Here is a 25,510-nt window from a genome sequence, read left to right as displayed (position 1 = left end):
GCGGGTCCGACAACGGCCATGGTGCCCGTCGGGCTCAGACGCGCGCGAAGAGCAGGTCGTGCACGACGTGGCCCTTCCCCAGACCCTGGCCCTCGAACCGGGTCCGCGGGCGGAACGCGGGCCGCGGGGCGTAACCGCCGCCGGCCACCGTGTTCTCGAAGAGGGGGTGCGCGGTGAGCACGTCGAGCATCTGCTCGGCGTACGGCTCCCAGTCGGTCGCGCAGTGCACGATCGCCCCGGGCTTCAGCGGGCCCGCCACCAGGTCCAGGAACTCCGGCTGGATCAGCCGGCGCTTGTGGTGGCGGGACTTGGGCCACGGGTCGGGGAAGTAGACCCGCAGCCCGTCCAGCGAATCCGGCTCCAGCATTTCGCGCAGCAGGATGATCGCGTCACCGTTGGCGACCCGGACGTTGGCCGAGCCGTTCCGGTCGGCGAGGCCGAGCAGGTTGCCCTGGCCGGGCGTGTGCACGTCGACGGCGAGGATGCCGGTCCCCGGGTCGTCGGCCGCCATCTGCGCGGTGGCCTCACCCATGCCGAAGCCGATCTCCAGGATCACCGGGAGGCCGTCGAACAGTGCGGGCAGGTCGAGGACGCTCAGCCCGTCGATGTCCAGGCCCCACTTGGGCCAGAGCCGTTCCAGGGCGTTCTGTTGGCCGGGCGTGACCCGGCTGCGGCGCGGCTGGAAGCTGCGGATGCGGCGCTCGTGGTGCGAGCCGGCCGGGTCGGCCGCGGGGCCGCCGGGGAAGCGGGGCTGCTGGCGCATCCGGCGCGCGCGCTCCAGGGACGCGGCCCGCACGTCGTCCGGGATCCCGGCGGTGGTGGGCACGGTGCCGTCGGGCGTCGGACGGGAGGGGTTCTTGGGCTCAGACACAATGCTCTGATTCTACGGGGCCGGGCGACGGCGGGTCGCTCGGCGACCGCGGGGCCGGCGACCGCGGGGCCGGGGCGCCCGTCACCCCGCCGGTGCCGGTGTCGGAGGCTTCCACCCGGCCGCCCGGGCGCGGAGCAGGGCACGGCGGGCCACCTCGCGGCCGATGGGCAGCGAGGCGGTGGCGGCGGGCGACGGGGCGTTCAGCACGTGCACCGTGTGCGGGGCCTCGCGGATCAGGAAGTCGTCCACCAGCGTGCCGTCCCGGAGCACGGCCTGGGCGCGGACCCCGGCCGGCGAGGGGCGCAGGTCCTCCTCCGTGACCTCGGGCAGGAGGCGGCGGACCGCCTCCGTGAACGCGCGCTTCGAGAGGGAGCGGTGCACCTCGCCCGCCCCGTACCGCCAGTGTCTGCGGGCGATGCGCCACGAGCCCGGCCAGCTGAGCGTGTCCATCAGCTCGCGGGGCCGGACGACGGGCCAGCCGTAGCCCTCGCGGGCGGCGGCGGGCACCGCGTTGGGGCCGACGTGGACGGAGCCGTCGAAGCCCCGGGTCAGGTGGACGCCGAGGAACGGGAACGCCGGGTCGGGCACCGGGTAGACGAGCCCGCGCACGAGCTCGGGCCGCGCCAGCTCGTAGTACTCCCCCCGGAACGGCACGATCCGCATCCCCGGGTCGTCGCCGGCCAGCCGGGCGATCCGGTCGCAGTGCAGGCCCGCGCAGTTGACCAGCACCCTGGCCCGGACCACCAGCCCGTCGGCGGTGCGCACGGCCACGCCCCAGGGGCGGCGGTCGATCGCCGTGACCTCGGCGCCGAAGCGGAGCACGCCGCCCGCGCCGCGTACCTCGTCGGCGAGGCGCCCGGCGACCGCCCGGAAGTCGCACACGCCCGTCGTGCCGACCCGGATCGCGGCGAGGCCCCGCACCTTCGGCTCGTACTCGGCGATCTGCGCGGGCCCCAGCTCGCGCACCGGCAGCCCGTGCTCACGGCCGCGCTGGACCAGGGCGTGCAGCCGGGGCAGCTCGGCGCGGTCCGTCGCGACGATCAGCTTGCCGGTCACCGCGTGGGCGAGGGAGTGCTCCCGGCAGAAGTCGGTCATCTCGGCGTTGCCGCGCAGCGCGTACCGCGCCTTGAGCGAGCCCGGCGGGTAGTAGATCCCGCTGTGGATCACCCCGCTGTTGCGCCCCGTCTGGTGGCGCGCCGGACCCCTCTCCTTCTCCAGCACGGTCACGCGGGTGCCCGGCGCGGTGCGCGTGAGCGCGTACGCGGCCGACAGTCCGACGATCCCGCCGCCGATCACCAGCACATCGCAGTCGTACGCCGCGTGCGTCATCATCACGCCACCTCCCACCCCGATAGTGCACTGACCCACTGACAACGCACTCAAACCCGGGCGGCCAGCGTGGCGCTTCCCGGGAAACGGGACTCCTATGCCGAAGCCGGGACTTCTATGCCGGGGCGACCAGCAGAGGGCGGGCGCGCTCGCGCAGCTCCACGACGCGCGGCTCGTCCCCGTACGGCTCCAGTCGGTGCAGCAGGTCGCGCACGTACTCCGTGGTCCGCGCCGATGAGATGCGGCCCGCCACCTCGACGGCCCGGGTGCCCGCCGCGCAGGCGGCGTCCAGATTCCCCGACTCCAGTTCGGCGACCGCCGACACGACGAGCCGCAGCCCGTGCGAGCGGACGAACTCCTCGGTGGGCCGGGACAGCGCCTGCTCGGTGAAGCGCCGGACCTGGCGGGGCGCCTTCAGGTCGAGATGGCACTCGGCGGCGTCGGCCGCGAAGCGGTCGTACGAGTAGAAGCCGAGCCACGCCGGGTCGGCGTCGCCCTCCCGGGAGCGTTCGAGCCAGCTCTCGGACGCCTTGAGCGCGGCTCCCGCGGCCGGCGCGTCGTTCGCCTTCGCGTGCGCGCGGGCCTCGACCAGGCGGAAGAAGCTCATCGTGCGGGCGGTCGCGAGGCCCCGGTTGCGCTCGACGGCGGCCTGCGCGAGGTCGACGCCCTCGTCGGCGAAGCCGCGGTAGGTCGCCTGGAGCGACATCGACGCCAGGACGTAGCCGCCGAGCGGAACGTCGGCCGCCGCCCGCGCGAGGCGCAGCGCCTGGATGTAGTACCGCTGGGCCGCCTCCTGCTGGCCGGTGTCGAAGGCCATCCAGCCGGCGAGCCGGGTCAGCTCGGCCGCCGCGCCGAACAGCGCACGGCCGACCTCGTCGCTGTACGAGCCCAGCAGGAGCGGAGCCGCGTCCACGCGTAAACATTCCGGGACCATCGAGGAGCGCCAGTCCCCGCCGCCGTACTTGGAGTCCCAGCGGCGCGCGTCCTGGGCGGCCTCGCGGAGTTTGGAGACGTCGCTGTGGCCGACGCGCAACGAGGAGGCGTCGCCTCCGGATTCGGGGCCGGGCTGTGCCGGGATGAGGAGGCTGTGGCCGGTGGCCGTGCCGGTCGCCTGCGCGGGCGATGCGGGTGTGCCCGGCTGGGCGGGCGCCCCGGCGGGGCCGTGCGCCCCCGGTGCGCCGTGCGCGCCGGTCGGCTGCCCCCCGACCGTGGCCGGTGCCCGCGCGACCGACGGGTCGGCGGGGGATATCAGCCAGCGGGACGTGGGTGTGGCGTACGCGCTCACCGAGAACGAGCCCGCGAGCGACTGCCAGATCCCGCCGCTGCCCGCGCGCCGCCCGGCCAGATCCAGCCGGTACAGCTCCGTCGCGGACCGGACGGCCGCGTCCACGTCACGCGGGAACGCCAGGCCGACCTCCGGCGCCGGATCGGCGTCGGCGAGACCGATCTCGTGCAGCGGGACGGGCCGGCCCAGCTTGGCGCCGATCGCCGCGGCGATGAGATGGGGCGCGGCGCCCTGGGGCACCATGCCCTTGGAGACCCACCGGGCGACCGACGTCTTGTCGTAGCGGAGGGTCAGTCCGCGCTGCGCCCCGAGGTCGTTGACCCGCCGGGCGAGCCCGGCGTTACTGATTCCCGCGAGGGCGAGAACGGTGCCGAGCTTCTCGTTCGGTCCTCGTTGCTCCCTGGACATGGCCACCCCTCGACACACAGACGGCAGCCGCGTCACCGTCTCGGCGCGCGGCATTCGTACCGTGTTCTCCCCAGGGACGAACCCTGTCACTCCGCCCGCACACGCATTTGGCCGTGCCCCGGGGAATATGCCGCCCTGCAGAGAACATCAGTGCACCCAGCGTAGTTCGTCGCATCCCTACCGTTAAGGGCCGGACGTCCGTATGGCGGGATTGTTGTCGGTCCCGGCCACGCGCGGAGTGCTGTGGGACGGGAGGTGACGCGAGGGACGTACGGGGCGGTGGAGGCGAACACGCGGCGGAGGAAGGGAAAAGGAAGAGCGGGGGAATGACGGGGGTGCGGGGGAGAGGGAGTGGAGGTCGCCAGGGCCGGGGACGAGCCGGTGCGTGAGGGTGTGCGATTCCGCTTCGCGGCGGCGGTGTACGGGCTTCGTCGCGCCGCTCTCTCTCCTTGCCGACCAGCGCGGACCGGCGCGCGGGGCGTACGTGCCCGCTGTCGTCCCGCTCGCCCCCGGTCGGTTCGGCCGGGGGCCTCCGAGGGCTCCGTGCGTGCACCCCGGTGTGTGGCCGTGCGCCCGCACGTGCGCTCTGGCCCGGCCCCGGAGGCGGCGCTTGCATGGGTGCTGCGTGGATCGGCCCGCTGCGTCTGACGCAGGGGGCTGGGGGATATATCGCCGCCTCATTCCCCGCAGGCGGTGAACCGGTCCGGGGGGCGAGGCCCGCCTCCCGGACCGTGTGTTCCCGGGGTTCCCGGGTGTGAACCTTCGGTGCGGCGGGTGGATTGCCGAGCGGATGCGTTTTACCGGGGCGACGCTGGCCAATTGTGGTCATATTAGAGTGAATCGACCAATGGATCACGTGGGCAACGGTTCCGTTCCGCCCTGAGATTGGCCGGATGTCGACGGTCGGATGAGGTCGGGCCGGGGGAGGCGCGGACCGTCCCGCCGTCGCGAGACCCGGGTGCGGGGATTGGCCGGAAGCGGGCCGTTCCCCGGGGACCGCAGCGGGGAACGCAACGCCCGGAATTCACCATCCCGTTGCCCTCCCGGGCGACGCGCGCGAGCCTCGCGCGGATCGTGCGTCCCGGCGTCCGCCCAGTGGCCTTTGCCAGGGGCGCATGCGCTCACGACGTGCGCCGTCCGTAGCCACTCCTGCGCGCCGTTGTCGTGGCAGCATGTCCGCAACGGCGCCGATCGTCACCGGAGTTCTCCGGGTGCTTGCCTGCCGCGCCGTTTTTTGTCCACAGCCTGTGGAGGCGGCGATGCGTTGGTTGGTGGGTTGGAGCAGTATCGCCGCGAGCTTCGGCACGGCCGGGGCGGTCGGCGGCAGTGACGACGGGCGCACGATGCACCCCGTGGGCTCCCAACTCCTTTGGGGCGACCCCGATCCGCTCTGGGCGGTCGGTGACTGGCGGCCCGACGAGATCCGCACCGTCCGGGTGGACACCGCCGAGGGCGCCCCCATGGTCCGGCTCGCCGTCCTCGGCTGCTGCGGGGCCACCGACGAACAGCTGCGCGTCGGCCTGCTCGCCGCCCGGGGCGGCGCCCTGCGCCACCTCACCGCCTGGACCGGCAGCTACACGGTCGTCGTCCAGATCGGCCGCCGGATCACCGTCGTCGGCGACCTCGCCGGGGCCCGCCCCGTCTTCTACACGCCGTGGGCCGGCGGCACGGCGTACGCCACCGCCGCGCTGCCGCTCGCCGACCTCATCGAGGCCCAGCTCGACATCGGCCACCTGGCCGCGCTGCTGGCCTGCCCCGAGACCCCGGAGGCGCTGCGCGACGGCACCCCCTACGCGGGCGTGAAGCGCATCCCGCCCGGACACGCCCTGATCCTCCGCGAGGGCTCGCGGGAGATCACCGGTTACGAGGCGGTGGCCTCCCTCGCCGTCGCGGCGCCCGAGCTCGACCCGGTGAGCGCCGTCGACGGGGTGCGCGACGCCCTGGTCGAAGCGGTACGCGCCCGGCTCCTGGCCCCGCGCCACGCCCCAGAGACCCTGCCGCCCGACCCCGGTCCGGTCCCCGGCATGGGCCCGGCCGAACGCCGCGCCGCCCGGGGCGCGCCGGTACCCGGCATCGGCGCCGACCTCTCCGGGGGCAGCGCATCGGCGACCCTCGCCCTGCTCGCCGCCGGTCTTCCCGGGCTGCCCGGCACGATCCTGGGCCACGGCACCGGGGCGGGGGAGCGGCTGCTCGCCGTCACCTTCAACGACCTGACGACCCGCGCCCACGAACCCGAACTCGAACGGGCCCGCGCCATCGCGGCCAACCCCCGGCTGCACCACGTCGTCGTCGCGGCGGGCGAAGAGGCCCTGCCCTACGCCGAGCTGGGGGCCGGACCGCTCACCGACGAGCCGGCCCCTTCCCTCGTCCTCGCCGAACGGCACCGGCGCCGGCTCTCCGCGGGCAGCGCCGACCACTTCGTGGGCGCGGGTGCCCGACAGGTGCTCGACGCCCACCCGGCCCGCCTCGCCGACCTGCTGATGGACCGGCGCCGCCGCCACCTGCTGCGCCCGGTCGCCGCCCTCGCCAAGGCCGAAGGCCCTTCCGCCCACTCGCTGTTCGTGCCGCTGACCGTCTACCGGGCGGCCCGCAAGCTGGCCCGTACGTCCTACCGCACCGGCCTCGAAACGGCCGCAGGCCGGCTGCCCGACGCCAACCGCCTCACGCCCGGCCTCGACACCCCGGCCGATGCCTCGCTCGCCGCACTCGCCTGGTCGAGACCGGGGCCTGCCGCCCGGTGGCTGACCGGAGAGGCGCTGGCCGAAGTATCGGTTCGCCTTCAGGAGGCGGCGATCCGCCCCTCCTCGGTCCAGCGCCCCGGTGAGGCCCGGGCGAGGGCCGCCCTCGCCCGCAGCGCCGCCGACCACCGCATCCTGGAGCAGGCCGCCGAGATTCGCAGCCAGCGGCTGCACGCCCCCTTCCTGGACAACCAGGTCGTACGCGCGGCCCGCGCGCTCCCCGAGTCACTGCGGGTCCAGCCGGGCGCCCGCGCGGCGATCCTGCGCCGTGTGCTGGCCGGCGCGGGCATCCACGAACTGCCTCCCGGCTGGGGCGCTCCCTCGCAGCACACCTCGACGGCGGTGACCCGGACCGGGTTGCGCGCCGCCCTGCCCGAGCTGATCGCGCTCTTCGACGCCCCGCTGCTCGCCGACGCCGGCCTGGTGGAGGCCCGCGTCGTACGCAAGGCCCTGCGCGCGGCCTCCGAGGGGGAGCCGCTGCCCCTGGACGGCCTCGCCGAGCTCGCCTCCACGGAGCTGTGGCTGCGCCGCCTCGTCTCCCGGCGCGGCACCTGCTGGACCGGTACGGCGGCCCCCCGGCAGCGCGCGGTGGCGGGGGGCGTGGTCCCGGCCCGGCGCTCGCTTCAAGGGTGAGAGGGGGCGTGGGCGCGCCGGGGTGGGTTCGTCCCCGGGCGTCCTGAGGGCGGAGGCGCGCCGGGTGGGTTCGTCCCCGGGCGTCCCGGTCCGTCCGACCGCTGCTCACCGGCGGTTCCGCCGGGACACAATGGTGCCGTGCGGTATCTGATCCTGGGCGCCACCGAGGCGCGAGACGAGAACGGCGGCGCGCTGCCCCTCGGCGGCAGCAGGCTGCGCGCCCTTCTCGCCGCCCTCGCCCTGCGGCCGGGACGCCCCGTGCCCGTGGCCGACCTCGTGGACGACGTCTGGGCGGACGATCCCCCCGCCGACGCGCCCGCGGCGCTCCAGGCCCTCGTCGGGCGGCTCCGCAGGGTGCTGGGCCGGGAGGCGCTGGCCAGTACGCCGGGCGGTTACCGCCTGACGGCCGGCCCGGACGACGTCGACCTCTATGTGTTCGAGCGGCTGGCCCGGCAGGGCGGGGCCGAACTGGAGGCGGGCGCGCCGGACCGGGCCGCCCGGACCCTGCGGACCGCCCTCGCCCTCTGGCGCGGCCCGGCCCTGGCCGACCTGCCCGACGGAGACCAGGGCCATGCGCTGCGCCCCGAGGCCCACCGCCTCGCCGCCCTGGAACGCCGCATCGAGGCGGACCTGCGCCGCGCGACGGGGGGTGCGGGATCAGCGGGCTCAGCCGGGGGAGCGGGCTCCGGCGGGGGCGCGGGCTCAGCCGGGGGAGCGGGCTCCGGCGGCGCCGGGGAGTCCGCTTACGGGACACCGATCCTCGCCGAGCCCCGTCCCGGCGAAGCCCCCGCCCCGCCCGCCGCCCTGGTCGCCGAGCTGACCGAGCTGACCGCCGCCCACCCGTACGACGAGCGCTTCCGGGCCCAGCTGATACGGGCCCTGCGCACCGACGGCCGGCAGGCCGACGCGCTCGCCGCGTACGAGGATGCGCGCCGGGCCCTCGCGGACGGACTCGGCACCGATCCTGGACCCGAGCTGGCGGCCCTGCACCGCGAACTTCTCACCCCGGAGCCCGCGCCCGCCGAAACCGGGTTGTTTCACGTGAAACCCGGTCGGAGCAATCTGCGCCCCCGACTGACCTCCTTCGTGGGGCGCGAGCCCGAACTGCGTGCCATCCGCGATGACCTGATCCGGTCGAGGCTGGTCACCCTCACCGGCCCCGGCGGCTCCGGGAAGACCCGCCTCGCCGAGGAGTCCGCCGCACATCTGGCCCCTGCCCGGGGTGACGCTCCGCCGGATGTCTGGATCGCCGAACTCGCCCCTGTCGAGGACCCCGAGGCCGTCCCCGGCGCCGTGCTCTCCGCGCTCGGGCTGCGCGAGACCGCCCTGTTGCGGGACACCGCCCTCGATGCCGCGCCCCCACGCACGGACCCGGTCGACCTGCTGGTCGACCGCCTGGGCCACGGCACCCGGCCCGCACCCGTTCTCCTCGTGCTCGACAACTGCGAACACGTCATCGGCGCCGCCGCCGCGCTGGCCGAGACCTTGCTGACCCGCTGCCCGCAGCTGCGCATCCTCGCCACCAGCCGCGAACCGCTCGCGGTCCCCGGCGAGTCCGTACGACCCGTCGGCCCCCTCCCCGCCGACCCCGCGCACCGCTTGTTCACGGAGCGCGCCAGGGCCGTGCGCCCCGGATTCGACCCCAGTCAGGGGCCCGCGCACGACGCGGACGCCGTCGCGGAGATCTGCCGCCGGCTGGACGGGCTGCCACTCGCCATCGAGCTGGCCGCCGCCCGGCTGCGCCTGCTCGGACCGCGCCAGATCGCGGACCGGCTCGACGACAGGTTCCGTCTGCTGACGGGCGGCAGCCGGACCGTACTGCCCCGCCAGCAGACGCTGCGCGCGGTGGTCGACTGGTCCTGGGACCTCCTGGACGAGGACGAGCGCACCGCCCTGCGCCAGGTCTCCGTCTTCGCGGGCGGCTGGGACCTGGCCGCCGCCGAAGCGATCATCAGGACACCGGCCCTCCCCGGCAGGCCGGCCGCCGACACCGCCGACCTGCTCGGTGCGCTGGTCGACAAGTCCCTGGTGGTGGCCGCCCCGGGCACGGACGGCGCGATGCGCTACCGCCTCCTGGAGACGATCCACGAGTACGCCACCGAGCGGTGCGGCGAGGTCCCGGAGGTGCGGGCCACCGCCGAGAGCGCGCACACCGCGTACTTCCTCGCCCTGGTCGAGGAGGCCGATCCGCTCCTGCGCTCCGACGGCCAACTGCCCTGGATCCAGCGTCTGGAGACCGACCTCGACAACATCCGGGCCGTCCTCCAGCGGACCACCTCGTCCGCCGCCTCCGAGGCCGAGGCGGCCCGCCTGGTGCTGGGCATGGGCTGGTTCTGGTGGCTGCGCAACTACCGTTCCGAGGGCCTGTCCTGGACCCGGAAGGCTCGTGCGCTCGGCCCCGAGCCCACCGACGAGTCGGACCCCCGGTACTGGCCCCGGATGGACCTGCACATGCTGTGGTTCTTCTTCGCGGCGGAGAGCGGGCAGTCCGCGATGGCGCACGGCGACACCGCGCTCCACGCGCTCGTGGTGAGGGTGGCCGACGCGTTCGCCACCTCGCTCACCCACAGCGTCCGGTTCCCGGGGCTGCTCTGGCCGATGACCGCATATCTCACCGGTACGCCGGATGACGCCCGGGAGAAGATCGACGCGGCGGTCGACAACGCCCGCGAGCACGGCGGCCCGTGGGAGTACGGAGTCATCCTGATGTTCCGCGCGCACATGATGGTCGACATGCCCGGCGGCATGCCCGGGATCGATGACGACCTGGACGAGCTGCGCACCCTGAGCCGCCGCGTCGGCGACCGCTGGATGCGCGCCCAGGTGGCCAGCGCGGCGGCCGAGGCGGGCATGATGCGCGGACGCTACGCCGAGGCCCGCACCGCGTACGAGGAGGCGCTGCTGCTCGCCCGCGAGGTCGGCGCGCACGCCGAGGCGCCGTTCCTCCTGGCCCGGCTCGCCGAACTCTCCTACCGCACCGGCGACCTGGCGGGCGCCCACCAGCGGCTGGACAGCTCGGAGGCGGAGGCCGAGCGCCACCAGGCCCATGACGCCACCGCGTACGTTTACTACCTGCGCGCCACGATGGCGTTCTACCGGGGCGACATCGCGGACGCCCGGCGGCTGCTCACGGCCGCCCTGGAGGAGGCCGGGCGCGGCGGCCCGCCGTCGCACTTCACCGTGGCGATGGCCGGCCTGTCGGCCCGGATCGCGGTGCACGAGCCGGGGCCCGAAGGCGGCCTCGTCGCCGGGGCGCACGGGCTGACCCGGTCCCTCGTCGCGGCCAAGGAGGCCCAGTGCGCCGAGATCGTCACGGGGCATCTGGCGGACGGCGCGGTGTCGGTCCTGGCGAGGCTCGGCCACCACGAGGTGGCCGCCCGCGTGTCCGCCGCCGCCGACGACTGGCGGCGGACGTCGAGCCCGCGGACCGGGGGGGAGCTGGCCGAGACCGACGCGGCCGAGCGCCTGTGCCGCGAGGCGCTGGGCTCCGCGCGCTACGAGGAGGAGCGCGCCGCGGGCCACGGGCTGTCCCTGGACGACGTCATCGCCCTGCTGCAGGAGGTCGTCGTGGACCTGCCGTGACAGCGGACCTGTCCTGACAAGCGCGGCCCGGCCGTGCCGAGAGGCGGGCTGCCGCGATCCTCAGCGACAGCTGATGCGCGACTCGGCCCAGTCCGCGAGGGCGACCCCGCCGAACGGCTGCTCCGGCTCGACCACCAGCCGAATCCGCTCCTGGCCCGCCACGTTCACCCCGACCGGCACGGCGGGGTCGTTGCCCCGGACCACGGGGGACTGCCAGAGCCGCGTCCCGTCCCCGCCGAACACCGAGAACCGCACCGCGCCGAGCCCCAGGGTGAGGTCGTCCACCCCGGCCATGGCCTCGTAGCGGGTGCACTGGCGGTTCAGCTGGATGACCACCGAGGAGCGGCTGTTGACGGTCACCCCGTGCGCGTACCGCGTGCCGCCGACCGATACGCCGGAGCGCTGCCAGACCCAGCCGCTCTCCCCGAGCACAACTTCGGGTGCGGTGTGGTCGCCGAAGAGGGAGTAGTCCAGCTCGCTGACCTGGTAGACGTCCGGCGCCGGAGCGGGAGGCGGCGGAGCCGGGGCGGGCGGGCTGGCGGGCGGCTTCGGCTTCGGTGGTGCGGACGTCGGCGTCGGCGTGGGACGCGGCTCAGGAGTCGGCGTCGGTGTCGGCGTGGGCGTCGGTTTGGGTGTGGGCGTGGGCGTGGGCTTCGGCGGTGTGGGGGCCGACGGTGCGGGCTTCGGGGGCGTCGGCTCCGGCGGGGCCGGCTCCGGCTTCGGCGGTGTGGGGGAGGGCACCGCGGGCGCCACGGCCGGGGGCTTGGGGACCGGTTTCGCCTCGGGCCGGGGGCTGTCGTCGCCCACCAGGGCCCAGACGAGCCCGGCCGCCGCCGCGACGGCCACCGCCGCGGCGATCCCGGCCTTCGCGGGTGCGCCGAGCCCCTCGGAGGCCGCCGCACCACCCGCCGTACCTGCGGATGAGCCGCTTCCGGTCGCCGCCGCGGCGGCACTCGCCCCGGCGGCGCCGACCGCGCCTCCCGCCACGATCCCGGCGGCCTTGAGGGCGTACCCGGCGGCGAACCAGCCGATGACCGCGACCGGGAGCAGCGCGGGGATGCCGGCGTTGACCTGGGCCAGCTCGCCCGCCGCGACGCGGCACTTCGCGCACTCGTCCAGATGTCCCCGCAGCCCGCGCTCCGCCCGCATTCGCAACCCGCCCCGGGCGTACGCGCCGAGCCGGTCGGCGTACCGCGCGCAGTCGCCGCCGGAGGTGAGCGCCTGGCTCACATGGGCCTGCAGATACGCCTGCTTGAGCCCTTCGCGCGCCCGGCTGGCCAGCACCGACGTGGCGTTGGCGGTCAGCCCGAACAGAGGCGCGATGTCGCTGGGCGACTCCTCCTCGACGGTGGTGTGCCACAGGACCGCCTGCCAGCGCTCCGGGAGGCTGCGGAACGCCTGCATGGCCATCGACTGATCGGCCTCGTGCATCGCGAGCACGTCCGCGCCGAGGTCCAGGGTGTCGTCGTCGGACACCTCGGACGACCGGGCGGCCTGGGCGGCGAACGCGGCGAAGTCGTCCACCAGATGCTCGCGCTTCGCGGTCTTCGTCCAGGCGGCGGCCACGTGCCGGACCGCCGTCATCAGGTAGGCGCGCACCGCCTCCTCGGGCCCCTTGCCGCCCCGTACCGCCTGCAGGGTCCGGGCGAAGACCTCGGCGGTCAGGTCGTCGGCGGTGTGCGCGTCCCGGCAGCAGGTGCGGGCATAGCGGCGCACGGCCTGGGAGTGGCGCCGGAACAACTCCTCGTAGGCGAGGTTGTCGCCCTCCCGCATGCGCTGGATCAACTGGGCGTCCGACGGCCCCGCCACCGCGCCGTCCGCCCCGCCGGAACCCCGCCCCACCCGCTGCATCGGCACGGCGGGAACGGGCTCGGCGGGCCCCGCGCCAAGGCTCTCGGAAGCGCGCTCCGCCCCGCCGTCCTGGGTCGGCGCGGGCGGCCAGGGGCCCGGCAGGACCGTTCCGCCTGGGTCGTTCGCCTCCGCGTCGACATCGTGGTGGCCGGGGGCGGCCTGGCTCGGCACCTGGTGCCCGGGTGAGCCGGCCGGCTCCGTACCGCCGCCGGCGGTGGACACACCGTCGCACGACTCTTCCCTCTGCCCGTCACCGCTCATCGCGGACGCCCCCGTATGCGCCATCGGACCCGAATACCGGGCAAGCGTGCCACAGAGCGCCGATGCGGCGTGCCCTCAGTCCCACCAACCACTCATCCGGGGCGTCCTCGCCGAATGTGAGCACTAGCCGGCACTCATTCGGGGAAGGAGCGAGGGGTTGGGTTGACGTGGCAGCGGGCGGGGGCAGGGCATCGCGACCCCGTCCCACGCCCGGCACCCGTCACTCGGGGCGCGAGCGCAGTCCCTCCAGCAGGATGTCCAGCAGGCGGGAAGAGGCCGCCGCCTGCTGGGCCGCGTCCGGCAGCGCGGGGGCGGACGTCGCGATGACCAGCAGGACGTCCGACACCGTCACATCGTGGCGCAGCTCGCCCGACGTCCGCGCCCGGTCGACCAGCCGCCCCACGACCTCCAGCAACTCGGCCGCACCGGCGCCCAGGTCCTCGTCGCCGGCCTCCGGACCGGTCCGCTGCCGGGACACCGCCCGGGGCACGGCCGTGCCCGCCTCCTGCCGCTGCTGCGGCACCCGGGGCTCGTCCCCGCCCTCGACGGCCTCGACGGCCTCGCCTGCCACGGTCGAGTCCTCGGCCTCCACACCGACCCGCAGTATCTGCGGGGGCAGGAGCCGCCCCGCCCCCGAGGCCACGGAGGTCCGCAGGAAGCGCGAGAGCGCCGACCACGGCTCGTCCTCCTGCCCGAGCGCGGAACGCGCCTGGTCGGTGAGCCGGGAGGTCTCCTCCTCGGCTATCCGGCGCACCAGCACGTCCTTGCTGGGGAAACGTCGGTAGACCGTGCCGACGCCGACTCTGGCCCGGCGGGCCACGTCCTCCATCGGGGCCCCGTACCCGAGCTCCCCGAACACCTCGCGCGCAGCGCGCAGTACGTGTTCGAGATTGCGCTGCGCGTCCACCCGCAGTGGGACGGACCGTGCGTGCGCCGACGCGCCAGCGGGCTGGGCACCGAGTTCGTTGCCCAGCGCGTTCACCGCCGCCGGGGGCACGGTCGCCGTGGTGCCGCCCGTGCCGTTGAGGGTGCCAACTGCCCCGCTGAGTCCGCTTCCTTCAGGCGCGACAGCAGTGGTCGGCCAATGCGATTCCTGAATGTCCATAACTGTTCCCCCGGTTATGACGTCTCCCCCCGGAGACTCCCGCCGTGTCCGTCGAGGGTGGACCGATCGTCACCGTCCGACACCCCGACGACATACGAACATAGTTGAGCCCGGGTCAATTCAGAAGGGGGCAGTTCCGCCCGGAGCGCCCCCCGATCGGCGCAAGGACCGGTTGGTCACCACTTGATCCACGTCCCGGCCCCGTGCCGCGATGCCTGACCTGCGGGGCTTGCATACCAAGGGTCCGTCCGGCACCACCGGCCCGTGCACGACCTCCGGTCACACAATTTGCCGGGGCTGTGGACAAACTCCGGTGCGCGTTGCGTCATGGGGTGGTGATGGCTTCAGTTTCCGGGGGCACACCCCCCGGCCCTCCGCCGGGTGAGCGCATTCTCGTCGTCGGCGGAGGCTACGTCGGGATGTACACAGCGCTGCGTCTCCAGCGGAAGCTGAAGCAGAGACTGAGAAGTGGCGAGACCGAGATCGTGGTGGTCGCGCCCGAGCCCTATATGACGTACCAGCCGTTCCTCCCCGAGGCCGCCGCCGGCTCGATCTCACCGCGCCATGTCGTCGTACCGTTGCGCCGCGTCCTGCCGCACTGCACCATCGTCATCGGCGAGGCCCGGGCCATCGACCACACCAAGCGCACCGCGACCGTCACCACCCTCGCCAGCGGCGAGGACGGCACCGGCGCCCTGGAGATCGGGTACGACGAGTTGGTCCTCGCTCCCGGGTCCGTCTCACGCACTCTCCCCGTCCCCGGCCTCGCCGACCACGGCGTGGGTTTCAAGACGATCGAGGAGGCCATCGGGCTGCGTAACCACGTCATCGAACAGATGGACATCGCGTCCGCCACCCGTGACCCCGCCGTCCGTGACGCCGCCCTGACCTTCGTCTTCGTCGGCGGCGGCTACGCGGGCGTGGAGGCGCTCGCGGAACTGGAGGACATGGCCCGCTACACCTCGCGGTACTACCACAACATCAAGGCCGAGGACCTGAAGTGGATCCTCGTGGAGGCCACCGGCCGCATCCTGCCCGAGGTCGGCGAATCCCTCGGCCGGTACGCCGTACGGGAACTGCGGGGGCGCAACATCGACGTACGCCTGGACACCCGGCTGGACTCCTGCGAGGACCGCGTCGCCGTCCTCAGCGACGGCTCCCGCTTCCCCACCCGCACCCTCGTGTGGACGGCCGGCGTCAAACCCGCACCGCTCCTCGCCGCCACCGGCCTCCCCCTGGACGCACGCGGCCGGCTCGTGTGCACCGCGAAGCTGACCGTCGAGGGCACGGAGCACGCCTGGTCGGCGGGCGACGCCGCCGCCGTTCCCGACCTCACCGCTGCCGAAACCGGCCGCACGACCGCCCCCAACGCCCAGCACGCCGTCCGTCAGGCGAAGGTCCTCGCGGACAACGTCGTCGCCGCGCTCGACGGGGGACCGCTGACCGAATACCGCCACAGCTACGCGGGCTCCGTCGCCTCGCTCGGACTCCACAAGGGCGTCGCGCACATCTACGGGCGCCGACTGAAGGGCTATCCAGCCTGGCTGATACACCGCATGTACCACCTGAGCCGGGTTCCCACCTTCAACCGGAAGGCACGGGTCCTGGCCGAATGGACGCTCGCCGGTCTCTTCAAACGCGAGATCGTCTCCCTGGGCTCCCTGGAGCATCCCCGGGCGGAGTTCGAACTCGCCGCCGGACGCCGGCCGCGGCCCGACGGGGACGACTGTCAGTAGGGTCCGACACACTGGACGTGTGACCATGGGTGGGCCCACATCTGCACAGAGTGACCCGGCCGGCAGCAACCGACAGTGACCAGCGAAGACCGTCCCAGGAGCGACGAACGCGCCCGACGCCCTGGCAGAGGAAGCACCCGCCCGAGCGGACCAGACCGACACACGAGGCCAGAAATTCCGTGAACTTCACGCGTTGGAGCGCCCGCCTCCCCGGTACGCAGCGTCGCGCCGCCCGGGAGGACCACAGCTCCGTACCGGCGGCCCGCGCCGAATCGGGCGCCGCCCCGCCGCAGGGCGGGACCGTCGGCGTCCCCCTGCCCTCGGCGCCCGACCTGGAGGACCTCTCCGCCCGCGACATCCTGGGCCGGCTGCCCGCCCTCGTCGCCCTGGTGCACGGCCCCCACCACCACATCGCCTACGTCAACGACGCGTACGCCGCCGCCTTCGGCCCCCGCCCCTGCGGCGCCAGGGCCGCCGAGGTGATGCCCGAGCTGACCGAGATCGGCCTGCTGCCCCTCATGGACCAGGTCCTGCGCAGCGGCACCCCCCGCACGGTCAAGTCCCGCAAGGCCGCCGACGGCCGCTCGTACACCGTGACCTGCACGCCCGTGCGCCCCGACAAGGAGAAGGGCCGCGACAGCGGAGTCCTCGTGTACGCGGCCGACGTCACCGATCACGCCGAGGCCGCCGAGCGGCTGCGCGCCAGCGAGGGCCGCCACCGCGAAACCGCCGTCACGCTCCAGCGCTCGCTGCTCCCGCAGGAGCTGGAACAGCCCGACGACCTGCGGATCGCCGCCACCTACCAGCCGGGCGGCACGGACGCCGCGGTCGGCGGCGACTGGTACGACGTCATCACCCTGGGCGCGGGCCGCACCGCGCTGGTCATCGGGGACGTGATGGGGCGCGGGGTGCGCGCCGCCGCCGTCATGGGCCAGCTCCGCACCGCCGTACGGGCCTACGCCCGCCTGGACCTCCCGCCGCACGAGGTCCTTCAGCTGCTCGACGGGCTCGCCGCCGAGATCGACGCCAGCCAGATCGCCACCTGCGCCTATGCCGTGCACGATCCCAACGAGGGGCTGCTCGTCTACTCCTCCGCCGGCCATCTGCCGATCCTGGTGCGCGACGAGGACGGCACGGTCCGCCGCGCGGAGGACCCGATCGGCCCGCCGCTCGGCACCGGCGGCTGGATCCACACCTCGGGCACGATCCCGCTGCCGCCCGGTTCCACCGCCGTCCTTTACACGGACGGGCTGGTCGAGCGCCGCAGCGAGGACATCGACGAGGGCGTGGGCGCGCTGGAGCGGGCGCTGTCCGGGGCGACGGGCGCGCCGCAGGTCGTCTGCGACCGGCTGATCCGCTCCCTCAACGTCACCGCGGAGCACGACGACGACGTGGCGGTCCTGGTCGTGCAGCACCCGGCGCGCACGGGCGCCGCCGCCGAGCTGTTCCACAACGCCTCGCTCGACCTGCTCGGCGGCATCGAAGCGGCTCCCCGCGCCCGCGCCTTCGCGACGGGCGTGCTCGCCTCGTGGCGTTTCCCGGTGGAGCTGTGCGACCTCGGGGTCCTCGCCGCCGGGGAGCTCGTCGCGAACTCCCTCCAGCACGGCACCCCGCCGATGCGCCTCGGCCTGCGCCGCACCGACCGCCGCCTGATCATCGAGGTGACCGACGGCGACGACCACCTGCCGCGCCGCCGCCGTGCCGAACCGGCGGACGAGGCGGGCCGGGGCATCTCGATCGTCGCCTCGATCGCCACGTCGTGGGGGAGCCGCCGCACGCCGGGTGGCGGCAAGGCGGTGTGGTGCGAGTTCGTCCTGCCGCGGTAGCGGCCGCGCTCAGCGCGCGGCGGCCACGGGCGCCGGCGCGCTCTCCGGCACGGAGACGGCCACCACCCGCGACGGCACGTGCGCGAGCGAGGGCTGGTCCTGTACGGGGGTGAGCCGTCGGCCGAGCCGCAGCGCGAGCGCGGTGATGGCCAGCGAGAACAGCACGAACGTCACGATGTACGGGCCGTGCAGCGAGGCCCCCATCGGACCGCCCACGGCCGGGCCGACGGCGAGCGCGAGCTGCTTGCAGAGCGCGAACGCCGAGTTGTACTGGCCCACCATCGACTCCGGAGCCAGGTCCGCGACCAGCGGCGCGACGGTCGGCGACAGCATGGACTCACCGAGCCCGAACAGCGCGTACGTGGAGATCATCGCGGCCGTCGCCATGGTCTGGCTGCTGTGCCCGAGGCCCGCGTAACCGGCCACGATCCAGGCGAAGGCCCAGATCAGGCCGACCGCCGCGATGACCCGGGTGCGCCGCCGGCGCTCCACGAGACGCAGCACCACGAACTGGGCGACGACGATCACGGCGGTGTTGGCGGCCAGCGCGATGCCGAGCGTGGAGGGCTCGATGCCGGCGGCCTCGGTGCCGTACGCCGCGAGTCCGGACTCGAACTGTCCGTAGCAGGCGAAGAAGAGCACGAAGCCCAGCACGCACAGCTGCACCATCGCGCGGTGCGAGACCAGCGCCCGCAGCCCGCTGCGCGGAGCCGGTGCCCCGGCCACCGTCTCCGGCGTGCGAACGGGGACGTTCGGCATCCGCACGGTCGCCGCGATGACGCCGAGCACCAGGAACATCACCGCTTCGATCAGGAACAGCAGCGTGAACGAAGCCGGGCTGCTCGTGTCGACAATCAGCCCGCCGACCAGACCGCCGATCCCCAGGCCCAGGTTCTGCAGGAAGAACTGCATCGCGAAGGCGCGCGTGCGGGTGGCGGTGCCGGTGCACCGGACGAGCATGGTGGCGAGCGCGGGCTGCATGACGGCGGTGCCGGCGCCGAGCACCGCCGCCGCCAGAACGGCGGCGCTGACCTGCGAGGACACGCCGAGCGCGGCGGCGCCCAGGGAAGCGACGGCCGAGGCGGCGATCAGCACGGGCAGCGGTCCGCGACGGTCGATCGCCCGGCCGGTGAACGGCAGGACGGCGAGCGCCGCCATGGCGAAGACCGCCAGCACGATCCCGGCCGTACCGGCGCCCAGATCCCGAACCTGCGCCACATAGACGTACAGGTACGGAACGGTGAACCCGAGCCCGAACGCGCTCAGCGCGCTCCCCAGCTGGATCCGCCGCAGTGCTGCGCCCATTTCCCTGGTCACACTCACCTACCTCAAGCTCTCGAAGCCTTTGAGTCGCACCGATCGAACGACTCGAACCCGAAGACTTTATCACTAAAGTTAGATGTTGAACACTACGACTCGAAGGACTTCGATGTCTATGGGCGGCGTGCCATACTGCGCGCCATGTCCGACACCACCGAGCCCGGACTCGATGAGCCGAGCCTCGACGAGCAGATCGCCGCCTACCAGCGCGAGTACCGCGACCTGGACCCCCAGGTCGAACAGGTCGTCTCCGCCCTCGGCCGGCTGAACCGCCGGATGAACGTCGCGTACGGGAGACAGCTCGGCGCGCTCGGCATCAGCAACGCGGAGTGGGAGGTCCTCAAGACCCTCGTCCTGGGCGGGGAGCCCTACCGCCTCGGCCCCGGTGAGCTCGCCAAGCGGCTCGGTCTCACTCCGGCCGCGATGACGCACCGCATCGACCGGATGGCCGGTGAGGGCTTGGTGACCCGCGACCGCGACGAGAACAACCGCGTCCGCGTCATCGTGGAGCTGACGGACGAGGGCCGTACGAAGTGGCTTGAGGCGATGCGGATGGCCACGGACTTCGAGGCGGACCTGCTCCAGGACCTCGACGGTGAGGAGCGCGGGGCGCTCGGCGCGATGCTGACCCGCCTGCTGCGGAGGGTGGAGCACGCCCAGCCGGACGCCGGCGGCCGGCTCACCGACCTGGACTGAGCGGCCCTGCCGGGCAGGTGGGGAGGGGGTTGACACGCCCCTCGGCGATCCGTAAGGTCCTTCGAGTTGCCACGGAGCCTGAACGGTTCTGCGGTAGCCGATCCCGCCGCAGACGCGGCACACCAAACTCAGCACGATCTCCCGTTCGGGGAAATTTCGGCATGCCGAAATTCATTTCGAAGGCCCGATTATGAGCCGCCGGGAAAATCCGCTAGAGTTTTGGACGTCGGAAGGGCCCAACGGCCCGGAGGACAAGCCTCGCTGACTGGGAATCAGGCCCGAAAGGATCTGATAGAGTCGGACTCGCCGGAAAGGGAAACGCGAAAGCGAAGAACTGGAAAGCGAAACCCGCTTCGACCGGGAATCGGACACGAAAGAGTCTGATAGAGTCGGAAACGCAAGACCGAAGGGAAGCGCCCGGAGGAAAGCCCGAGAGGGTGAGTACAAAGGAAGCGTCCGTTCCTTGAGAACTCAACAGCGTGCCAAAAGTCAACGCCAGATATGTTGATACCCCGGCCTGCTTCGGCAGGTTGGTGGTTCCTTTGAAAGTCCTACACGGTCCTCTTTGGGTCCGGGTAGGCAAAACACAGCGAGGACGCAGTGGACGACGGGTCTTATTCCGACCTTGTCGTTCCGCTCTCGTGATGTGTCTCCCGATTACGGGAAAACATTCACGGAGAGTTTGATCCTGGCTCAGGACGAACGCTGGCGGCGTGCTTAACACATGCAAGTCGAACGATGAAGCCCTTCGGGGTGGATTAGTGGCGAACGGGTGAGTAACACGTGGGCAATCTGCCCTTCACTCTGGGACAAGCCCTGGAAACGGGGTCTAATACCGGATAATACTTTCTCCCTCCTGGGAGAAGGTTGAAAGCTCCGGCGGTGAAGGATGAGCCCGCGGCCTATCAGCTAGTTGGTGGGGTAATGGCCTACCAAGGCGACGACGGGTAGCCGGCCTGAGAGGGCGACCGGCCACACTGGGACTGAGACACGGCCCAGACTCCTACGGGAGGCAGCAGTGGGGAATATTGCACAATGGGCGAAAGCCTGATGCAGCGACGCCGCGTGAGGGATGACGGCCTTCGGGTTGTAAACCTCTTTCAGCAGGGAAGAAGCGAAAGTGACGGTACCTGCAGAAGAAGCGCCGGCTAACTACGTGCCAGCAGCCGCGGTAATACGTAGGGCGCAAGCGTTGTCCGGAATTATTGGGCGTAAAGAGCTCGTAGGCGGCTTGTCACGTCGGTTGTGAAAGCCCGGGGCTTAACCCCGGGTCTGCAGTCGATACGGGCAGGCTAGAGTGTGGTAGGGGAGATCGGAATTCCTGGTGTAGCGGTGAAATGCGCAGATATCAGGAGGAACACCGGTGGCGAAGGCGGATCTCTGGGCCATTACTGACGCTGAGGAGCGAAAGCGTGGGGAGCGAACAGGATTAGATACCCTGGTAGTCCACGCCGTAAACGTTGGGAACTAGGTGTTGGCGACATTCCACGTCGTCGGTGCCGCAGCTAACGCATTAAGTTCCCCGCCTGGGGAGTACGGCCGCAAGGCTAAAACTCAAAGGAATTGACGGGGGCCCGCACAAGCAGCGGAGCATGTGGCTTAATTCGACGCAACGCGAAGAACCTTACCAAGGCTTGACATACACCGGAAAGCATCAGAGATGGTGCCCCCCTTGTGGTCGGTGTACAGGTGGTGCATGGCTGTCGTCAGCTCGTGTCGTGAGATGTTGGGTTAAGTCCCGCAACGAGCGCAACCCTTGTTCTGTGTTGCCAGCATGCCCTTCGGGGTGATGGGGACTCACAGGAGACTGCCGGGGTCAACTCGGAGGAAGGTGGGGACGACGTCAAGTCATCATGCCCCTTATGTCTTGGGCTGCACACGTGCTACAATGGCCGGTACAATGAGCTGCGATGCCGCGAGGCGGAGCGAATCTCAAAAAGCCGGTCTCAGTTCGGATTGGGGTCTGCAACTCGACCCCATGAAGTCGGAGTTGCTAGTAATCGCAGATCAGCATTGCTGCGGTGAATACGTTCCCGGGCCTTGTACACACCGCCCGTCACGTCACGAAAGTCGGTAACACCCGAAGCCGGTGGCCCAACCCCTTGTGGGAGGGAGCTGTCGAAGGTGGGACTGGCGATTGGGACGAAGTCGTAACAAGGTAGCCGTACCGGAAGGTGCGGCTGGATCACCTCCTTTCTAAGGAGCATCTAGATTCCGCAAGGAATCCAGAGCCACTACGTCGGCAAATGTTCGACGGTGGTTAGCTCATGGGTGGAACGTTGACTACTCGGCACGGCAAGTTGTTTGTCACTAGTACTGCTTCGGCGTGGAACGTGAAAAATGATTGGTCGGGTCGGGCACGCTGTTGGGTATCTGAAGGTACGGGCTCGTTTGAGTCTGTTCCTTCGGTTGCCGGCCCCAGTGAACTCGCCTGTATTGGGTGGGGTGGTGGGTGGCTGGTCGTTGTTTGAGAACTGCACAGTGGACGCGAGCATCTGTGGCCAAGTTTTTAAGGGCGCACGGTGGATGCCTTGGCACCAGGAACCGATGAAGGACGTGGGAGGCCACGATAGGCCCCGGGGAGCTGTCAACCAAGCTTTGATCCGGGGGTGTCCGAATGGGGAAACCCGGCAGTCGTCATGGGCTGTCACCCGCTGCTGAACACATAGGCAGTGTGGAGGGAACGAGGGGAAGTGAAACATCTCAGTACCCTCAGGAAGAGAAAACAACCGTGATTCCGGGAGTAGTGGCGAGCGAAACTGGATCAGGCCAAACCGTATGCGTGTGATACCCGGCAGGGGTTGCGCATGCGGGGTTGTGGGATCTCTCTTTCATAGTCTGCCGGCTGTGAGACGAGTCAGAAACCGTTGATGTAGGCGAAGGACATGCGAAAGGTCCGGCGTAGAGGGTAAGACCCCCGTAGCTGAAACATCAACGGCTCGTTTGAGAGACACCCAAGTAGCACGGGGCCCGAGAAATCCCGTGTGAATCTGGCGGGACCACCCGTTAAGCCTAAATATTCCCTGGTGACCGATAGCGGATAGTACCGTGAGGGAATGGTGAAAAGTACCGCGGGAGCGGAGTGAAATAGTACCTGAAACCGTGTGCCTACAAGCCGTGGGAGCGTCGCTGTATGTGCTTGCACATACAGTCGTGACTGCGTGCCTTTTGAAGAATGAGCCTGCGAGTTAGCGGTGTGTAGCGAGGTTAACCCGTGTGGGGAAGCCGTAGCGAAAGCGAGTCCGAATAGGGCGATTGAGTTGCACGCTCTAGACCCGAAGCGGAGTGATCTAGCCATGGGCAGGTTGAAGCGGAGGTAAGACTTCGTGGAGGACCGAACCCACCAGGGTTGAAAACCTGGGGGATGACCTGTGGTTAGGGGTGAAAGGCCAATCAAACTCCGTGATAGCTGGTTCTCCCCGAAATGCATTTAGGTGCAGCGTCGTGTGTTTCTTGCCGGAGGTAGAGCACTGGATAGGCGATGGGCCCTACCGGGTTACTGACCTTAGCCAAACTCCGAATGCCGGTAAGTGAGAGCGCGGCAGTGAGACTGTGGGGGATAAGCTCCATGGTCGAGAGGGAAACAGCCCAGAGCATCGACTAAGGCCCCTAAGCGTACGCTAAGTGGGAAAGGATGTGGAGTCGCAGAGACAACCAGGAGGTTGGCTTAGAAGCAGCCACCCTTGAAAGAGTGCGTAATAGCTCACTGGTCAAGTGATTCCGCGCCGACAATGTAGCGGGGCTCAAGCGTACCGCCGAAGTCGTGTCATTCATACACATAGGGCCAACGCCTGTATGGATGGGTAGGGGAGCGTCGTGTGCCGGGTGAAGCAGCCGCGGAAGCGAGTTGTGGACGGTTCACGAGTGAGAATGCAGGCATGAGTAGCGATACACACGTGAGAAACGTGTGCGCCGATTGACTAAGGGTTCCTGGGTCAAGCTGATCTGCCCAGGGTAAGTCGGGACCTAAGGCGAGGCCGACAGGCGTAGTCGATGGACAACCGGTTGATATTCCGGTACCCGCTTTGAAACGCCCAGTACTGAATCAGGCGATGCTAAGTCCGTGAAGCCGGCCCGATCTCTTCGGAGTTGAGGGTAGTGGTGGAGCCGATGAACCAGACTTGTAGTAGGTAAGCGATGGGGTGACGCAGGAAGGTAGTCCAGCCCGGGCGGTGGTTGTCCCGGGGTAAGGGTGTAGGCCGTGTGGTAGGCAAATCCGTCACACGTTAAGGCTGAGACCTGATGCCGAGCCGATTGTGGTGAAGTGGATGATCCTATGCTGTCGAGAAAAGCCTCTAGCGAGTTTCATGGCGGCCCGTACCCTAAACCGACTCAGGTGGTCAGGTAGAGAATACCGAGGCGTTCGGGTGAACTATGGTTAAGGAACTCGGCAAAATGCCCCCGTAACTTCGGGAGAAGGGGGGCCATCACTGGTGAGAGCACTTGCTGCTTGAGCTGGGGGTGGCCGCAGAGACCAGCGAGAAGCGACTGTTTACTAAAAACACAGGTCCGTGCGAAGCCGTAAGGCGATGTATACGGACTGACGCCTGCCCGGTGCTGGAACGTTAAGGGGACCGGTTAGCTGCTCTTCGGGGTGGCGAAGCTGAGAACTTAAGCGCCAGTAAACGGCGGTGGTAACTATAACCATCCTAAGGTAGCGAAATTCCTTGTCGGGTAAGTTCCGACCTGCACGAATGGCGTAACGACTTCTCGACTGTCTCAACCATAGGCCCGGTGAAATTGCACTACGAGTAAAGATGCTCGTTTCGCGCAGCAGGACGGAAAGACCCCGGGACCTTTACTATAGTTTGATATTGGTGTTCGGTTCGGCTTGTGTAGGATAGGTGGGAGACTTTGAAGCGGCCACGCCAGTGGTTGTGGAGTCGTCGTTGAAATACCACTCTGGTCGTGCTGGATGTCTAACCTGGGTCCGTGATCCGGATCAGGGACAGTGTCTGATGGGTAGTTTAACTGGGGCGGTTGCCTCCTAAAGAGTAACGGAGGCGCCCAAAGGTTCCCTCAGCCTGGTTGGCAATCAGGTGTTGAGTGTAAGTGCACAAGGGAGCTTGACTGTGAGACCGACGGGTCGAGCAGGGACGAAAGTCGGGACTAGTGATCCGGCAGTGGCTTGTGGAAGCGCTGTCGCTCAACGGATAAAAGGTACCCCGGGGATAACAGGCTGATCTTCCCCAAGAGTCCATATCGACGGGATGGTTTGGCACCTCGATGTCGGCTCGTCGCATCCTGGGGCTGGAGTCGGTCCCAAGGGTTGGGCTGTTCGCCCATTAAAGCGGTACGCGAGCTGGGTTTAGAACGTCGTGAGACAGTTCGGTCCCTATCCGCTGTGCGCGTAGGAATATTGAGAAGGGCTGTCCCTAGTACGAGAGGACCGGGACGGACGAACCTCTGGTGTGCCAGTTGTCCTGCCAAGGGCATGGCTGGTTGGCTACGTTCGGAAAGGATAACCGCTGAAAGCATCTAAGCGGGAAGCCTGCTTCGAGATGAGTATTCCCACCCTCTTGAAGGGTTAAGGCTCCCAGTAGACGACTGGGTTGATAGGCCAGATGTGGAAGCCCGGTAACGGGTGGAGCTGACTGGTACTAATAGGCCGAGGGCTTGTCCTCAGTTGCTCGCGTCCACTGTGTTAGTTCTGAAATAACGAACGGCCGTGTTTTCATCCGGTGTTGGTTAATTTCATAGTGTTTCGGTGGTCATTGCGTTAGGGAAACGCCCGGTTACATTCCGAACCCGGAAGCTAAGCCTTTCAGCGCCGATGGTACTGCAGGGGGGACCCTGTGGGAGAGTAGGACGCCGCCGAACAATCATTGTGGGAAAGCCCCGTGCCGATGGCACGGGGCTTTTCTGCGTT

11 protein-coding genes and 3 rRNA genes are annotated in these 25,510 nt (G+C 70.3%); 8 read left to right on the top strand and 6 right to left on the bottom strand.

What is annotated here, in order from left to right; all coding sequences use genetic code 11:
- Positions 1-34: 34 nt before the first annotated feature.
- The 3 genes from trmB to OG867_RS14835 all read right to left on the bottom strand — a co-directional run bounded on the left by trmB (position 35) and on the right by OG867_RS14835 (position 3,893).
- The gene (gene trmB / locus OG867_RS14845; protein WP_406285740.1) at positions 35-871 is read right to left on the bottom strand and encodes a tRNA (guanosine(46)-N7)-methyltransferase TrmB; all 837 of its coding nucleotides are present in this window, start codon (positions 869-871) and stop codon (positions 35-37) included.
- An 81-nt stretch (positions 872-952) separates the two neighbouring features.
- Positions 953-2,203, bottom strand: a complete 1,251-nt coding sequence (lhgO, locus tag OG867_RS14840; RefSeq protein WP_328901318.1) for an L-2-hydroxyglutarate oxidase — start codon at positions 2,201-2,203, stop codon at positions 953-955.
- A 112-nt stretch (positions 2,204-2,315) separates the two neighbouring features.
- Entirely contained in the window at positions 2,316-3,893 is a 1,578-nt protein-coding gene (locus OG867_RS14835) for a sporulation protein (protein WP_328901319.1), read from the bottom strand.
- A 1,259-nt stretch (positions 3,894-5,152) separates the two neighbouring features.
- On the opposite strand from OG867_RS14835, the gene OG867_RS14830 reads away from it, so the two are divergent.
- Entirely contained in the window at positions 5,153-7,264 is a 2,112-nt protein-coding gene (locus OG867_RS14830) for an asparagine synthase-related protein (RefSeq protein WP_406285738.1), read from the top strand.
- A gap of 138 nt (positions 7,265-7,402) precedes the next feature.
- The gene (locus OG867_RS14825) at positions 7,403-10,846 is read left to right on the top strand and encodes an AfsR/SARP family transcriptional regulator (protein WP_406285735.1); all 3,444 of its coding nucleotides are present in this window, start codon (positions 7,403-7,405) and stop codon (positions 10,844-10,846) included.
- 60 nt (positions 10,847-10,906) lie between these two features.
- Here OG867_RS14825 and OG867_RS14820 read toward each other — a convergent pair whose 3' ends face one another.
- Together OG867_RS14820 and OG867_RS14815 are read right to left on the bottom strand one after the other, a co-directional pair.
- A complete protein-coding gene (locus OG867_RS14820) occupies positions 10,907-12,958 on the bottom strand; it encodes a sigma-70 family RNA polymerase sigma factor (RefSeq protein ID WP_406290959.1) in 2,052 nt (683 codons plus the stop codon).
- Between the two features lie 220 nt (positions 12,959-13,178).
- On the bottom strand, positions 13,179-14,063 hold the full coding sequence (locus OG867_RS14815; protein ID WP_406285733.1) for a TetR/AcrR family transcriptional regulator: 885 nt from the start codon (positions 14,061-14,063) through the stop codon (positions 13,179-13,181).
- A gap of 419 nt (positions 14,064-14,482) precedes the next feature.
- Between OG867_RS14815 and OG867_RS14810 the strand changes: the two genes are divergently transcribed.
- Together OG867_RS14810 and OG867_RS14805 are read left to right on the top strand one after the other, a co-directional pair.
- A complete protein-coding gene (locus OG867_RS14810) occupies positions 14,483-15,799 on the top strand; it encodes an NAD(P)/FAD-dependent oxidoreductase (protein ID WP_328901322.1) in 1,317 nt (438 codons plus the stop codon).
- A 179-nt stretch (positions 15,800-15,978) separates the two neighbouring features.
- On the top strand, positions 15,979-17,625 hold the full coding sequence (locus tag OG867_RS14805; protein ID WP_406285731.1) for a SpoIIE family protein phosphatase: 1,647 nt from the start codon (positions 15,979-15,981) through the stop codon (positions 17,623-17,625).
- Positions 17,626-17,634: 9 nt separating this feature from the next.
- Here OG867_RS14805 and OG867_RS14800 read toward each other — a convergent pair whose 3' ends face one another.
- Entirely contained in the window at positions 17,635-18,930 is a 1,296-nt protein-coding gene (locus tag OG867_RS14800; RefSeq protein WP_406290957.1) for an MFS transporter, read from the bottom strand.
- 156 nt (positions 18,931-19,086) lie between these two features.
- Between OG867_RS14800 and OG867_RS14795 the strand changes: the two genes are divergently transcribed.
- The 4 genes from OG867_RS14795 to rrf all read left to right on the top strand — a co-directional run bounded on the left by OG867_RS14795 (position 19,087) and on the right by rrf (position 25,461).
- The gene (locus OG867_RS14795) at positions 19,087-19,641 is read left to right on the top strand and encodes a MarR family transcriptional regulator (protein ID WP_328901324.1); all 555 of its coding nucleotides are present in this window, start codon (positions 19,087-19,089) and stop codon (positions 19,639-19,641) included.
- Between the two features lie 670 nt (positions 19,642-20,311).
- Positions 20,312-21,837, top strand: a 16S ribosomal RNA gene (locus OG867_RS14790).
- Between the two features lie 303 nt (positions 21,838-22,140).
- A 23S ribosomal RNA gene (locus OG867_RS14785) occupies positions 22,141-25,265 on the top strand.
- A gap of 79 nt (positions 25,266-25,344) precedes the next feature.
- Positions 25,345-25,461 (top strand): 5S ribosomal RNA (gene rrf / locus OG867_RS14780).
- Together the 16S, 23S and 5S rRNA genes form the textbook arrangement of a ribosomal RNA operon.
- Positions 25,462-25,510 lie beyond the last annotated feature (49 nt).

It is taken from the genome of Streptomyces sp. NBC_00209 (assembly GCF_045206345.1).
Taxonomy (GTDB): domain Bacteria; phylum Actinomycetota; class Actinomycetes; order Streptomycetales; family Streptomycetaceae; genus Streptomyces.
This window is presented reverse-complemented; position numbering and strand designations above follow the sequence as displayed.